This is a genomic window from Stutzerimonas sp. Brlt_14 (assembly GCF_051948915.1).
GTDB classification, from domain to species: Bacteria; Pseudomonadota; Gammaproteobacteria; order Pseudomonadales; family Pseudomonadaceae; genus Stutzerimonas; species Stutzerimonas stutzeri.
This window is the reverse complement of sequence record NZ_JAYJLM010000003.1, coordinates 553,088-567,730: the sequence shown is the minus strand read 5'-3', so window position 1 is coordinate 567,730 and position 14,643 is coordinate 553,088. Positions and strand designations below refer to the sequence as shown.

Annotated in this window: 13 protein-coding genes; 5 read left to right on the top strand and 8 right to left on the bottom strand. The window is 64.7% G+C overall.

Annotation, left to right across the window (positions count from 1 at the left end; translation table 11 throughout):
• Positions 1-9 precede the first annotated feature (9 nt).
• Positions 10-963 (top strand): homoserine kinase, encoded by a 954-nt coding sequence (locus VF716_RS09750; protein ID WP_011911359.1) that lies wholly within the window; start codon positions 10-12, stop codon positions 961-963.
• 241 nt (positions 964-1,204) lie between these two features.
• Positions 1,205-2,578: a nucleotide 5'-monophosphate nucleosidase PpnN gene (ppnN, locus tag VF716_RS09745; protein WP_111481798.1), complete on the top strand. Its 1,374-nt coding sequence runs from the start codon at positions 1,205-1,207 to the stop codon at positions 2,576-2,578.
• A gap of 74 nt (positions 2,579-2,652) precedes the next feature.
• Here the strand turns inward: ppnN and VF716_RS09740 are convergent, their stop codons facing one another.
• The 5 genes from VF716_RS09740 to VF716_RS09720 all read right to left on the bottom strand — a co-directional run bounded on the left by VF716_RS09740 (position 2,653) and on the right by VF716_RS09720 (position 8,070).
• Positions 2,653-3,360, bottom strand: a complete 708-nt coding sequence (locus VF716_RS09740; protein ID WP_011911357.1) for a TSCPD domain-containing protein — start codon at positions 3,358-3,360, stop codon at positions 2,653-2,655.
• Positions 3,361-3,418: 58 nt separating this feature from the next.
• Entirely contained in the window at positions 3,419-5,569 is a 2,151-nt protein-coding gene (locus VF716_RS09735) for an adenosylcobalamin-dependent ribonucleoside-diphosphate reductase (RefSeq protein ID WP_111481799.1), read from the bottom strand.
• A 181-nt stretch (positions 5,570-5,750) separates the two neighbouring features.
• A complete protein-coding gene (rpmG, locus tag VF716_RS09730) occupies positions 5,751-5,906 on the bottom strand; it encodes a 50S ribosomal protein L33 (RefSeq protein WP_003284185.1) in 156 nt (51 codons plus the stop codon).
• Positions 5,907-5,917: 11 nt separating this feature from the next.
• The gene (gene rpmB / locus VF716_RS09725; RefSeq protein ID WP_003242523.1) at positions 5,918-6,154 is read right to left on the bottom strand and encodes a 50S ribosomal protein L28; all 237 of its coding nucleotides are present in this window, start codon (positions 6,152-6,154) and stop codon (positions 5,918-5,920) included.
• A gap of 296 nt (positions 6,155-6,450) precedes the next feature.
• Entirely contained in the window at positions 6,451-8,070 is a 1,620-nt protein-coding gene (locus VF716_RS09720) for an AMP-binding protein (protein ID WP_125875796.1), read from the bottom strand.
• A gap of 169 nt (positions 8,071-8,239) precedes the next feature.
• On the opposite strand from VF716_RS09720, the gene VF716_RS09715 reads away from it, so the two are divergent.
• Complete coding sequence (locus tag VF716_RS09715; protein WP_049341657.1) at positions 8,240-9,025, top strand: IclR family transcriptional regulator; 786 nt, start codon at positions 8,240-8,242, stop codon at positions 9,023-9,025.
• A 13-nt stretch (positions 9,026-9,038) separates the two neighbouring features.
• Here VF716_RS09715 and VF716_RS09710 read toward each other — a convergent pair whose 3' ends face one another.
• On the bottom strand, positions 9,039-9,617 hold the full coding sequence (locus tag VF716_RS09710) for a TetR/AcrR family transcriptional regulator (RefSeq protein WP_014595393.1): 579 nt from the start codon (positions 9,615-9,617) through the stop codon (positions 9,039-9,041).
• 98 nt (positions 9,618-9,715) lie between these two features.
• Here VF716_RS09710 and VF716_RS09705 point away from each other — a divergent pair, with 98 nt between their 5' ends.
• Together VF716_RS09705 and VF716_RS09700 are read left to right on the top strand one after the other, a co-directional pair.
• Positions 9,716-10,600: an alpha/beta hydrolase family protein gene (locus tag VF716_RS09705; protein WP_053527745.1), complete on the top strand. Its 885-nt coding sequence runs from the start codon at positions 9,716-9,718 to the stop codon at positions 10,598-10,600.
• A gap of 141 nt (positions 10,601-10,741) precedes the next feature.
• Complete coding sequence (locus VF716_RS09700) at positions 10,742-12,100, top strand: spinster family MFS transporter (protein ID WP_011911351.1); 1,359 nt, start codon at positions 10,742-10,744, stop codon at positions 12,098-12,100.
• Between the two features lie 166 nt (positions 12,101-12,266).
• Here the strand turns inward: VF716_RS09700 and VF716_RS09695 are convergent, their stop codons facing one another.
• A complete protein-coding gene (locus VF716_RS09695) occupies positions 12,267-13,409 on the bottom strand; it encodes an acyl-CoA dehydrogenase family protein (RefSeq protein ID WP_020309044.1) in 1,143 nt (380 codons plus the stop codon).
• Positions 13,410-13,421: 12 nt separating this feature from the next.
• The gene (locus VF716_RS09690) at positions 13,422-14,618 is read right to left on the bottom strand and encodes an acyl-CoA dehydrogenase family protein (RefSeq protein ID WP_197861210.1); all 1,197 of its coding nucleotides are present in this window, start codon (positions 14,616-14,618) and stop codon (positions 13,422-13,424) included.
• Positions 14,619-14,643 lie beyond the last annotated feature (25 nt).

Below are 14,643 nucleotides of genomic sequence, written 5' to 3'. Positions count from 1 at the left end.
GAGGACAACATGTCGGTATTCACGCCCCTGCAACGCGATGAACTGGAGGCCTTTCTGGCGCCCTACCGGCTCGGCCGGCTGCGCGACTTCCAGGGCATCGCCGCAGGCAGCGAGAACAGCAACTTCTTCATCAGCCTGGAGCAGGGCGAATACGTGCTGACCCTGATCGAGCGCGGCCCGCGCCAGGACCTGCCGTTCTTCATCGAACTGCTCGACGTGCTGCACCGCGCCGGCCTGCCAGTGCCCTATGCGCTGCGCACCGAACAGGGCGAGGCCCTGCGCGAGCTGGCGGAGAAGCCCGCGCTGTTGCAGCCGCGACTGCCCGGCAAGCACGTGGTCGAGCCCAACCCGCACCATTGCGCCGAAGTCGGTCGGCTGCTGGCGCGTCTGCATCTGGCCACCCGCGACCACATCCTCGAACGCGCCAGCGACCGCGGCCTGGATTGGATGCAGGAGCAGGGGCCGAGCCTGGCGCTGAGCCTGCCCGAGGATCAGCTGCCGCTGCTGCGCGACGGCCTGGCGGAAATCGCCGAGCTGCGACCGAAACTCCTCGCCCTGCCCCGCGCCAACCTGCACGCCGACCTGTTCCGCGACAACGTGCTGTTCGAAGGCAGCCACCTGACCGGGGTGATCGACTTCTACAACGCCTGCTCCGGGCCGATGCTCTACGACCTGGCAATTGCCGTGAACGACTGGTGCTCGCACCCCAACGGCGAGATCGACGGTGAACGCAGCGAGCCGCTGCTGGCGGCCTACTCGGCCCTGCGCCGATTTACCCCGGCCGAAGCCGAACTCTGGCAGCCGATGCTGCGGGTCGCCTGCGTGCGCTTCTGGTTGTCGCGGCTGATCGCGGCGCAGCGTCACGAAGGCAAGGCGGACGTGCAGGTGAAAGACCCCGGCGAATTTCATCGCCTGCTCGCCGCACGCCAGCGCCCTCAGAGTGTCTTACCTTTTGCGTTCTGACGCCGCGGCCTGAAGGGGCGAAGCCACCTGACCAGGCAGTGCCTGGTCGATGGCTCGACCAAGCGCCAACCCGCAATGCCGCGCATCACAGGTAAGATGGCGCACCTTTTTCCTGCCGTGTTCACGGCCGCTCGCCATGCGAGTGCCTCGACACGCCATGAACCGGCGACCCCGTAGTCTTGCAGCCCCCGGGCTCACCATCGCAATGCAGCCGATCCGGTGGCATTTCAGGGAACGACGAATGACCCAACGCTATGTAATCAACGCCTCGGTTAGCCCCAAGGGCAGCCTGGAAACCCTGTCCCAGCGCGAAGTGCAGCAGCTGAGTGAAGTCGGCTCGGGACGCACGCACAAACTCTTCCGCCAGTGTGCGCTGGCCATCCTCAACACCGGCACCCGCATCGATAACGCCAAGACCATTCTCGAAGCCTATGAGGACTTCGAGGTGCGCATCCTGCAGCAGGACCGCGGCGTACGCCTGGAGCTGTTCAATGCACCGGCCGACGCCTTCGTCGACGGCGAGATGATCGCCAGCACCCGCGAGATGCTATTCAGCGCGCTGCGCGACATCGTCTACACCGAGAGCGAGCTGAGCAGTGCACGCATCGACCTGGACAGCTCGCAGGGCATCACCGACTACGTCTTCCACCTGCTGCGCAATGCCCGCACGCTGCGCCCGGGTGTCGAGCCGAACATGGTGGTGTGCTGGGGCGGCCACTCGATCAGCACCGAGGAATACAAGTACAGCAAGCGCGTCGGCCATGAACTGGGGCTGCGCAGCCTGGATGTCTGCACCGGCTGCGGCCCCGGCGTGATGAAGGGTCCGATGAAGGGCGCCACCATCGGCCATGCCAAGCAGCGCCGCGTCGGCAGCCGCTACCTGGGGCTGACCGAGCCGGGCATCATCGCCGCCGAGGCGCCAAACCCGATCGTCAACGAGCTGGTGATCCTGCCGGACATCGAGAAGCGCCTGGAAGCCTTCGTCCGGGTCGGCCATGGCATCATCATCTTTCCCGGCGGGGTCGGCACCGCCGAAGAGTTCCTCTACCTGCTCGGCATCCTGCTGCACCCGGCCAATCGCGACGTGCCTTTCCCGGTCATCCTCACCGGCCCGAGCGACGCAGCGGACTATCTGCAGCAGCTGCACGATTTCGTCGGCGCCACCCTCGGCGAAGAAGCGCAGCAGCGCTATCAGATCATCTTCAACGACCCCACCGAGGTGGCGCGGCAGATGACCGAGGGCCTGCGCGAGGTGCGCCGCTTTCGCCGCGAACGCAACGACGCGTTCCATTTCAACTGGTTGTTGAAGATCGAGGAAAGCTTCCAGCGGCCCTTCGATCCCACCCACGAGGCGATGGCCAACCTGCAGCTGCGTCGCGACCTGCCGGCCCACGAGCTGGCCGCCAATCTGCGCCGGGCGTTCTCCGGCATCGTCGCCGGCAACGTCAAGGACAAGGGCATTCGCCGCATCGAGCAGTACGGCCGTTACGAGATCCATGGCGACGCGGCGATCATGCAGCCGCTGGACAAGCTTTTGCAGGCCTTCGTCGAGCAGCACCGCATGAAACTGCCGGGAGGCGTGCCGTACACGCCCTGCTATCGCGTGGTGACCTGAGCGCGCCTCGCCTCGCACCAACGAAAAAGGCCCGTGGCATCAGCCCGGGCTTTTTTATCCCACCGCGTGAGCGGTCAGCCGCATTTGGAGTTGCCGCAGTTCAGGCAGGTGGCGCAGCCATCCATCTGCACCACGGCCTGGGTGTTGCACTTGTTGCACAGCTGCGCGCCGGCCGGGAAGCCTTCGCCCGGCTCCACCGCCACCGCACCCTGGCTGGCCTCGTAGGCGGCGCGCTTCTCGGCCAGGTATTTGAGCTGGGTTTCGTCCAGCGCATGGCCTTCGAGCATGCCGATGGCGATCAGATGGCGCTCCAGCACCGCGCCGATCTCGGCAACGATCGAGGGCATGTAGACGCCACCTTTCTTCAGGTAGCCGCCACGCGGATCGAACACCGCCTTGAGCTCCTCGACGAGGAAGGTGCAGTCACCACCCTTGCGGAACACTGCGGACATGATCCGGGTAAGCGCGACGATCCACTGGAAGTGGTCCATGTTCTTCGAGTTGATGAAGATCTCGAACGGCCGGCGCTGCTCGTGCGGCGTGCCGGCGTTGAGCACGATGTCGTTCACGGTGACGTACAGCGCATGTTCGAACAGCGGCGACTTGATCTTGTAGGTCATGCCGATCAGGGTTTCCGGGCGCTGCAGGCTCTCGTCCATCTCCACCACGTTGACGGCCTTGCTCGCCGTGCCATCGCTGCCGCTGGTGGCGGTCGCGGGACGCTCGAGGGTCTCGTCGACGACCTTGAAGCCCTTGATGCGCTGGGTGATCTTTACGGTCATTGTGCAATCTCTCCTGCCGGGCCATGAACGGCCCGGCGTACAAGCGGTTCAGGCGGAATCAGTACTTGCCGTAGTAGCCTTCTTTGAGGGCGTCGAAGAGGTTGGCGGCGGTGTTCACCTCGCCGTCGTACTCGACTTCCTGGTTGCCCTTGAGCTCGACCACGCTGCCGTCTTCAAGGGTGAAGCGGTACAGGGTCTTCTCCAGGTCGGCCTCCTTGACCAGCACGCCCTGGAATGCCGCAGGGTTGAAGCGGAAGGTGGTGCAGCCCTTGAGGCCCTGGCGCCAGGCGTAGCGATAGATGTCCTTGAACGCTTCGAACGGGTAGTCGGTCGGCACGTTGGCGGTCTTGGAGATCGATGAGTCGACCCACTTCTGCGCCGCGGCCTGGATGTCCACATGCTGGGTCGGGCTGACGTCATCGGCGGTGATGAAGTAGTCCGGCAGCTTCTCGCCCGGCTCGTCGGAGCCGGGCTTGGCGCGTGCATTGATCAGCGTGCGATAGGCCAGCAGCTCGTAGCTGAACACCTCGATCTTCTCCTTGGCCTTGCGGCCCGGACGGATCAGGTTGCGCGAGTAGTGATGGGCGAAGCTCGGCTCGATGCCGTTGGAGGCGTTGTTGGCCAGGCTGAGGCTGATGGTGCCGGTGGGCGCGATGGAGCTGTGGTGGGTGAAGCGCGCGCCCTGCTCGGCCAGTGCCTCGATCAGATCGGGCGCGTATTCGGCGATCTTCTGCATATACCGCGAGTATTTGGCGTGCAGCACACGGCCGGCAATCTGGTCGCCAACCTTGTAGCCGTCCTTGGCCATCTCCGGACGCTTGCGCAGCATCTCTGCGGTAACCTCGAAGTTCTGGCTCAACAGCGGCGCCGGGCCCTTCTCCTTCGACAGCTCCAGCGCCTGCTCCCAGCCGACCAGCGCCATCTCGCGGGAAACTTCCTCGGTGAACACGCAGGCTTCCGGGCTGCCATAGCGCAGCTTGAGCAGGGTCAGGGTCGAGCCGAGACCGAGGAAGCCCATGCCATGGCGGCGCTTGCTCTCGATCTCGTGGCGCTGCTGCTCCAGCGGCAGGCCGTTGATCTCGACGACGTTGTCCAGCATGCGGGTGAAGACGCGCACCACTTCGCGGTACTTGTCCCAGTCGAAGCGCGCTTCGACGCCGAACGGGTCGATGACGAAGTGGGTCAGGTTGATCGAGCCCAGCAGGCAGGAGCCGTATGGCGGCAGCGGCTGCTCACCGCAGGGGTTGGTCGCGCGGATCGCCTCGCACCACCAGTTGTTGTTCAGCTGGTTGACCCGGTCGATGAGGATGAAGCCCGGCTCGGCGTAGTCGTAGGTGGAGACCATGATCATGTCCCACAGATGCCGAGCCTTGACCCGCCCGTAGATCTTGCAGGCCACCAGGCCATCGTCGCGCACGATATAGCCGTCATGCACCGGCCATTCGCGCCAGACCACCTGGGCATCGTCGGCCAGATCCAGCTCGGCGGCTTCCTTGGCATGCACCGGGAAGATCAGCGGCCATTCGCCGTCGGCCTCGACGGTCTGCATGAACTCGTCGGTGATCAGCAGGCTCAGGTTGAACTGACGCAGGCGGCCGTCCTCGCGCTTGGCGCGGATGAACTCGCGCACGTCCGGATGGCCGACGTCGAAGGTGCCCATCTGCGCGCCGCGGCGGCCGCCGGCCGAACTCACGGTGAAGCACATCTTGTCGAAGATATCCATGAACGACAGCGGGCCGCTGGTGTGCGCGCCGGCGCCGGAAACGAACGAGCCGCGCGGGCGCAAGGTGCTGAACTCGTAGCCGATGCCGCAGCCGGCCTTGAGCGTCAGCCCGGCCTCGTGGACCTTGCCGAGAATGTCGTCCATCGAGTCGGTGATCGAACCGGAGACGGTGCAGTTAATGGTCGAGGTGGCCGGCTTGTAGTCCTGCGCGCCGGCGTTGGAAATGATCCGCCCGGCCGGGATGGCGCCATTGCGCAGCGCCCAGAGGAAGCGCTCGTACCAGTGCTCACGCTGCTTGGCCGGTTCGACGTCGGCCAGGGCACGGGCGACTCGCTGCCAGGTGTCATCGACGGTCTGGTCGATGGGCGTGCCGTCCTTGCTGCTCAGGCGGTATTTCTGCGACCAGATGTCCTCGGAAGCCGCCTGCAGGGCGATGCTGGAAGTGCTCTTGCTGTCTGCCGCGATGGGCCCGTCCGTCTTCGCCATGCGCTGCGCATCCTCGTGCCGAAAAGTGGGAGAAAGGGAAGCTCGTACGATAGCGAATTTCCGTGGGGAGCATATGACTCTTGTCAAATTACCAGGAGCGCTGACGAACGGTGCGCCAGGCGCCGGCCCATAAACGAAAAAACCCGCCGTGAGGCGGGTTCTTCCTTCAAGGGCCGATCAATTACTTGATCTTGGCTTCCTTGTAGATCACGTGCTTGCGAACGACCGGATCGAATTTCTTGATTTCGATCTTGTCGGGGGTGGTGCGCTTGTTCTTGTCGGTGGTGTAGAAGTGGCCGGTACCGGCGCTGGACACCAAACGGATCAGGTCACGCATGATTGCTCTCCTTAAACCTTTTCGCCGCGGGCGCGCAGCTCGGCCAGAACGACGTCGATGCCACGCTTATCGATAACGCGCATGCCCTTGGCGGAGACGCGCAGACGCACGAAGCGCTTCTCGGACTCGACCCAGAAGCGATGATGCTGCAGGTTCGGCAGGAAACGACGACGGGTTTTGTTGTTCGCGTGGGAAATGTTGTTCCCGGTTACCGGACCCTTACCGGTAACTTGACAGACTCTCGACATGCCTCAGCCCTCTAAAACCACATGCCCAACCCGGCATGGGTTGGCCGCTTGAATTCACTTGTCAGTTCGGCGCTCAGCGCCACGATTCATGGGGGTCTTACCGGTCACGCTGCGAGCGAAGATACCGGGCCCCTAGAAAAGAGCGCTGCTTTATATCAGAAAGGCCCAGGAGCAACAAGCGCGGATTAATTTTTCCGCCCGGCTGCGCTGGGCTCGCCGAGCCCCGCCGGCAAGCCCGTGGGGCGCCCGCTGCAACAGCCCCGCTCGTCGCCTCGCAACATATATATAGGCAGCGATCAGCCCGCTGCCCGCGCCTCGTCACGCAGCTGACGGCGCAGCAGCTTGCCCACCGCCGTCTTCGGCAGCTCGTCGCGGATCTCGATGGCGCTCGGCAGCTTGTAGCCGGTCAGGAACTGGCGGCAATGCTCGAGCAGAGCCTGATCATCGGTTGCCTCCCGCAGGCTGACGAAGACCTTCACCGCCTCGCCCTTGCGCGCATCAGGGATCCCCACCGCCACGCATTCGCGTACCGACGGGTGCTGCATCAGCACATCCTCGATCTCGTTAGGGAACACGTTGAAGCCAGACACCAGGATCATGTCCTTCTTGCGATCGACGATCTTCACGAAACCCTCGGCATCCAGCAGCGCGATGTCACCGGTCTTGAGCCAGCCGTCCGCGGTGATGACCTTGGCCGTCTCCTCCGGTCGCTGCCAGTAGCCCTGCATCACCTGCGGGCCGCGTAACCAGAGCTCGCCGGGGCTTTCTGCCGGCACGTCATTGCCGTCGTCGTCCACGGTGCGCAGCTCGGTGTCGATCAGTGCCTGGCCGATGTAACCCTCGCGGTAGGGGCTCAGCGCGGTCCCGGTGGCTACCACCGGTGACGCCTCGGTGAGACCGAAGCCCTCGCGGATCGGCGCGCCGGTCAACACCTGCCAGCGACGCCCGACCTCACTGTTGAGCGGCGCACCGCCGGAGGTCGCCCATTTGAGGTGCGAGAAATCGATGCTGCGAAATTGCGGGTGGTTCATCAGACCGACGAACAGCGTGTTGATGCCGCTGAGCAGGCTGAATGGGTGACGCTGCATGGCGCCGATGGTTTCGTCCAGGTTGCGCCCGTCGCGAATGAACACGGTGTGCAGCCCCATGCCCACCGAGCTCAGGCAGTTCGTGGCGAAAGCCATGATGTGATACAGCGGCAACGGCGCGATGCGCACATCCTTTTCCGGCTCCAGCAGGCCCGGCTTGTCGAACAGCTCGATGGTCTGCAGCACGTTGGCCAGCAGGTTGCGGTGACTGAGCATCGCGCCCTTGGACACACCGGTGGTACCGCCGGTGTATTGCAGCAGCGCCAGCCGCTCGAGCCCGACCACGCAGTCCAGCGCCGGGCTCTGTTCACCCAGCCGCAGCGCCTGCATGAAGCGCTCTGTTGCCGGCTCCAGGCTGTCATAGACCGGCGCCTGCAGATCCTCGACGCTGGTGAGGATGATCCGTTCCAGTGCGGTGTCGGCCTGCACCGCCCGCACCAGCGGCAACAGCCGGTCGAGCACGAGAATCGCCCTGGCACCGGAGTCGCGGAACTGGTGGCGCGCTTCGGCCGCGGTGTATTGCGGATTGGTGTTGACGATCACCAGCCCCGCCTTGAGCGCGCCGAAGGTGGCGATGGGGTACTGCAACGAGTTGGGCAGCTGCAGCGCCAGGCGGTCACCGGGTTGCAGACCCGCGTGATACCGGAGGTAGCGGGCGAAGGCGTCGGCGCGGCTGCCCAGTTCGGCATAGCTGAGGCAGTCGTCGCCGCAGGAAAAGGCCAAGCGCTGCGGATGCTTCGCGCAGGCCTGAGCGAGCAGGTCATGGACGTTCTGGTAGCCGCCACGGGCCAGTTCAGCAGCCACGTAGCCTTGCACGGAAGCGGACATCGACATTCTCCAAAATGAATTATTGTTTTACTGTGCGAAACTGGATGTCGAATCCGATAGTAGTAGAACGGTTTTGCCCTCGCAATGATCGCCAATGGCCGCACTGCCCGGCGTCGGGCGATCTGCTATCGTTCGCCACCGCTGCCCACTAGCCAGACAGACCGAGACCATGAGCGACGACATCGAAGACACCGGCACACCCAAGGACCGCAAGTTCGTCGAGGCCCTGGCCCGCGGGCTGGACGTGCTGCGCGCCTTCACCCACGGCTCGGTGGTGATGGGCAACCAGGACATCGCGCGCATCACCGGGCTGCCCAAGCCCACCGTGTCGCGCATGACCTATACCCTGACCAAGCTCGGCTACCTCAGCTACTCCCAGCAGCTGGAGAAATACCAGCTCGACTCCGGCGTGCTGGCGCTGGGTTATGCCTACGTCTCCAACCTGCGCGTGCGTCAGCTGGCCAAGCCGTACATGGATGAGTTCGCCCGCCGTACCAACACCACGGTGGGTCTGACCTGCCGCGACCGGCTGTCGATGATCTACGTGGAGAACTGCCGCCCGGCCGAGGTCACCACCCTGCGTATGGACGCCGGCGTGCGTCTGCCGCTGGCCACCACCGCAGCCGGCCGCGCCTTTCTCGCCGCCACCCCGGAAAAAGAGCGTGAGCACCTGATGGCGGCGCTGGCGGCCAAATATGGAGAGGGCTGGGTGGCGATCCGCGACTCCCTGCAGGCCTCGTTCGAGGAGTTCGCCCGGCACGGCTTCTGCCTGTCACTGGGTGACTGGGACCGCAACGTGATGGCCGCCGGCGTGCCGCTGCACCTGGCCGATGGCAGCATCATGGCGTTGACCTGCGGTGCCCCGTCGTTCCAGCTCAGCGAGGAGACCCTCAAGGGCTCGCTGGCGCATCAGCTGGAGATGCTGGCCCGCGATATCGAGAGCCTGGGCGTCTAGCCTGCCCGCCTGATTAGGCCCTGACGCTGACCCAGGCGATATCCGCCAGCAGCTCGCGGCAGTCGGCCAGCGAGGTGCGCGAACGTCCGGCCAGCCAGTTGCGCGCCATGTCGTGGCAGGGGCCGATCACCACTGCCAGGAAGCAGTCGCCCGGCATGCGTCTGAATGACCCGCTTTCGCGATGCCGACGCAGGATCGCTCCGACCCGTTCGCCATGCACGCGGTTGACCTCGCGTAGCTGCTCGCCCATTTCCCCCGCCTCGACCCGCCCGCGGTTGTGCAGGACGAAACGCGCCCAGTCCGGATTCGCCACCACCCAGTCGATATAGCTGGTGACGAACAGCCGGACGCAGGCCTCGGCATCCAGCGTCTCGATCAGCCCGGCCTCGAGCAGCGCGGCGTACTCGCCAATGCCCTCCAGATACAGCGCGGCGATGATCCGCTCGCGATTGCCGAAGTGGTGATAGAGGCTGCCGATGCTGGCGCCGGAGCGATCACGAATCATCTCGATGGTCGTCGCCTCGACACCGAATTCGGTGAAACAAGCGAGCGCGGCCTGAAGGATTTCCTGCTTGCGGCTACTGCGGGCCATCCGGCCTCCCGTCTGACTAGAATATTTTTCTAGAATTATCTTCTACTGCTCGTATACTGCACCGACGTGGCAATCGCAACAGTGCGGAGAACAACAAGATGGCGACGATACAGGTTGAAGAACGCTTCATCGACAACGGCAACGGCCATGTCCTGTCCAGCTGCTGGTACCAGCCCGACCAGGAGCCAGCCGGCGTCGTGCTGATCGCCCCGGCAATGGGCGTACCGCAGCGCTTCTATACCGATTTCGCCAACTGGCTGGCCGGCCAGGGCTACCTGGCGGTGACCTTCGATTACCTGGGCATGGGGCGCTCGCGTCGGATGCCGCTGCGGCAGCTGAACGTGGACATCCTCGACTGGGGCCGTCACGACTGCAGCGCCGTGCTCGCCGCGGCGGCCGAGGTCGCCGGCGGGTTGCATCTGTACTGGATCGGACACAGCGTCGGTGCGCAGATCCTGCCACTGGTCGACGGCCACGAACGCCTGACCCGCATCGTCACCATCGCCGCCGGCAGCGGCTACTGGCGCGAGAACAGCCCGCAGATCCGCAACAAGGCCTGGCTGCTCTGGCATGGCCTGGCGCCCCTGCTGACCGCGGTGGCAGGCTACTTCCCAGGCGGTCGCATCGGCGCAGTCGGCGACCTGCCCGCCGGGGTGATTCGCCAGTGGCGACGCTGGTGTCTGCACCCGCAATACCTGGTCGGTGTCGAGGGCGAGCCCGTGCGTCAGGCCTTCGCCGCAGTGCGGACTCCGCTGACCTCACTGTCCTTCAGCGACGACGAGATGATGTCGGCGCGAAACACCGAATCCCTCCACGGGTTCTACAGCTCGGCGCCAAAGACCATGCAGCGCATCGCCCCGGCAGAAATCGGCGCCACACGCATAGGCCACTTCGGCTTCTTCCGCCGGCAATTCGCCGACAGCCTCTGGACGCGGCATCTTCTACCGGAACTGGTGGCAGACAAGCAGGGCGCTGTCGCGTAATAGACACAGATGCAGTTTCGCAGAGCGGAACATATCAAGCATATTTCGAAACATATGTGAGAGTTATTCCGCTTGCCGGATCGGAAATCTCCGACAAAAGTGAGGATGGGCAGCAGCCCCCCTCGCTAATCGGAGCTTGCCATGCACAACAACAATAACGGCTATCCCTCGAGCACCCGCGCCTGGATGACGGTCGCGATCCTGATGCTCGCCTACGTGCTGTCCTTCGTCGACCGGCAGATTCTCAACCTGCTGGTGGAGCCGATCCGCCGCGATCTGGATATCACAGACACCCACATGAGCCTGCTCATGGGCTTTTCCTTCGCAGTGTTCTACACCATCTGCGGCGTGCCCATCGGGCGCTTGGCCGACCGCAAGAGCCGCCGCGGCATCATCGCCATCGGCGTGCTGGTCTGGAGTCTGATGACCGCGCTATGCGGCACGGCCAAGACCTTCTGGCACTTTCTCGTGTTCCGCATCGGCGTCGGGGTCGGCGAGGCGGCGCTCTCGCCCTCGGCCTACTCGCTGATCGCCGACAGCTTCCCGCCGAAGCTGCGCGGTACCGCGATGAGCGTTTACTCCATGGGCATCTACATCGGCTCGGGTCTGGCGTTCCTGCTCGGCGGGCTGGTGGTCAAGTTCGCCTCGGCACAGGGCGACGTCGAACTGCCGGTGCTCGGCATGGTGCGCCCGTGGCAGCTGATCTTTCTCGTGCTCGGCGCGGCCGGTGTGCTCTTCGCCGCCGTCCTGCTGCTGATTCGCGAGCCATCGCGCAAGGGCGTCGGCGCCGGCGTCGAGGTGCCGTTGAGCGAAGTGGCCGGCTACATCCGCCAGAACCGCCGTACCGTGCTCTGCCACAACTTCGGCTTCGCCTGCCTGGCCTTCGCCGCCTATGGCAGTTCGGCATGGATTCCGACCTTCTTTATCCGCACCTACGGCTGGTCGGCCAGCGACGTCGGCGTGCTCTACGGCTCGGTCGTCGCGGTGGCCGGCTCGATCGGCATCATCGCCGGCGGGCGACTGTCGGACCTGCTGCACCGGCGCGGTTATCGCGACGCGCCACTGCGCGTGGGCATCATCTCCGCCGCCCTGACCCTGCCGCTCAATCTCGCCTACCTGGCCGGCACCGGCGAACTGGCGCTGGCGCTGATCGCCCTGCATGTCTTCACCATCGCCATGCCCTTCGGCGTGGGCCCGGCGGCGATCCAGGAGATCATGCCCAACTCCATGCGCGGCCAGGCGTCGGCGGTATACCTGTTCGTCATCACCATGGTCGGCCTGGGCATCGGCCCGACCGCGGTGGCGCTGGGTACCGATTTCGTCTTCGGCGACGACAACGCCCTGCGCTATTCGCTGCTGATCGTCACCGGCATCGCCCTTGTCGGTGCGATGATCCTGCTCGGCATGGGGCTCAAGCACTACCGCGGCAGCCTGGATCGCTTGCAGGAATGGAAGCCGCAGAGCGCAGCGGGGAGCGACGCGCAGCCCAAACCGGTCTGATCCGACATGCCCCTGGAGTGGATTACGCCTTATCGATCCACCCAGGGACACCGACCCGACCCCGCCCACACTCCACCCTCGGAACTCTCGAACCTCGCACAACCATCGGGCCATAAAAAAAACCCGCTCCTGAGAGCGGGTTTTTTACATGCTGCAGGCGGGGCGATCAGGCCACCTGCATCAGCTTCGCATAGGCCTTCAGGTGGTGGTCATCGTCACCGAACTGGTGGGCGATCATCACCAGCCGCTTGGCGTGATGGGCAAGGTTGTATTCCCAGGTCATGCCGATGCCACCGTGCAGCTGGATGGCTTCCTCCGCCACCTTGCGCGCCGCGCGGGCGCAGATGTATTTGGCGGCGGCGATGATACGGCTACGCTCGTCGTTGTCTTCGCCATCGGCAAAGGTCGCGGCGAGGATCGCCATGCTGGTGGCCTGCTCCAGCTCGGTCTGCATGTCCACCATGCGGTGCTGCAGGACCTGGAACTTGCCGATCGGCACGCCGAACTGCTTGCGCGTCTTCAGGTAATCGAGGGTCAGCTTGCAGGCCTCATCCATGCTGCCGAGGGCATCGGCGCACTGCGCGGCGATGGCGCGGCCCTGCTGGTAGCGCATCGCGGGCAAGGCACTACCCAGCTCGCCAAGCAGCGCCTCGGCACCCACCTGCACGTTGTCGAGGAACAAGTCGCAGCCCTTACGCCCATCGATGGTCGGGTAGACGCGACGGCTGACGCCCTGGGCGCTCGGATCGATAAGGAACAGGCTGACGCCCGTTTCGTCGCGACTGTCGCCGGCGCTGCGCGCCGACACGATGATCTGCCCGGCGCTGTGCCCGCCGATGACCACAGCCTTGCGTCCGGAGAGCCGATAGCCGCCGTCGACCGCCTCCGCTTTAGTCTGTACGTCGTGGAGGTTGTAGTGGCTCTGCGGCTCGTCGAACGCGACCGCCAGTTGCAGCGAACCGGCGGCGACCTGCGGCAGCAGGTCCTGCTTCTGCGCGTCGGAACCGAGCTGGTTGATCAGGCCACCCGCGAGGATCACCGATTGCAGATACGGCTCCAGCGTCAGGCCGCGGCCCAGCTCGGTCATGACCAGCATGGTTTCCACGCCGCTACCACCAAAGCCGCCGATGTCCTCGGAGAACGGCACCGCGGTCAGGCCCAGTTCGCCCAGCTGCGACCAGAATTCGGCGGAAAAGCCCAGCTCGGACTCGCTGAACTTCTCGCGCTGTTCGAACGGATAGGCGTCGCGCACCAGGCGCGCCGCGGTGTCTTGCAGCATCTGCTGCTCTTCGGTCAGTTTGAAGTCCATGGCGTTGTCCCCTTACAGCTCGAGAATCATCTTCGAGACGATGTTCTTCTGGATTTCGTTGGAGCCGCCGAAGATCGACAGCTTGCGCATGTTGAAGTAATCGCCGGCCAGCGACGCGCTGTAGTCGGCGTGCAAGAGCTCGCCTTCGTAGTCCAGCTGCAGCTCCTCTTCGAGGAACGGCAACGCGTAGGGGCCGATGACCTTGCGCAAGAGGTGAGTGATCGCCTGACGGATCTCGGTGCCCTTGATCTTGAGGATCGACGACTCGGCGCCGGGTACGCCGCCCTCTTTCGCCGCCGCGAGGATGCGCAGGGTGCTCATCTCGATGGCCATCAGCTGCATCTCGACCTCGGCGACCTGAGCGCGGAACAGCGGGTCTTCGAGCATCGGCTTGCCGTCGCAGACTTCCTTCATGGCGATGCGCTTGAGGTGCGCCAGCACCGCCTTGGACGAGCCGATGCCGGCCAGGCCCGTGCGCTCGTGGGTCAGCAGGTACTTGGCGCAGGTCCAACCCTGGTTTTCCTCGCCGACAAGGTTTTCCACCGGCACGCGGACATTGTCGAAGAAGACCTCGTTGACCTCGTGGTCGCCGTCTAAGGTGATGATCGGCCGCACACTGATGCCCGGGCTCTTCATGTCGATCAGCAGGAAGCTGATGCCGCGCTGCTGCTGGGCCTCGGGGTCGGTGCGCACCAGGCAGAAGATCATGTTGGCGTGCTGACCAAGGGTGGTCCAGGTCTTCTGGCCGTTGACCACGTAGTGGTCGCCGTCACGCACGGCGCGGGTCTTGAGGCTGGCGAGGTCGGAGCCGGCACCGGGCTCGGAATAGCCCTGGCACCACCAGTCTTCGCCGGACAGGATGCGTGGCAGGTAATGGTCGATCTGCTGCTGGGTGCCAAACTTGATGATCACCGGGGCGACCATGTTGACGCCGAAGGGCACGGTACGCGGTGCGCCGAAGGCGGAGCACTCCTCGTCGAAGATGTGCTTTTCCACCGGGCCCCAGGTGGTGCCGCCCAGCTCCACCGGCCAGCCCGGCGCATACCAGCCGCGCTTGACCAGGATCTGCTGCCAGCGCTGGTGATCTTCCTTGGACATGTGCTTGCCGAGCTTGACCTTGGTGGCGATGTCCGCCGGCAGCTCGCTTTTCAGAAAGGCGCGTACTTCATCGCGGAAGGCGAGCTCTTCGGCCGTGTAGTTGACGTTCATGGGAAGGTCCTCATGGTGCGTTCGG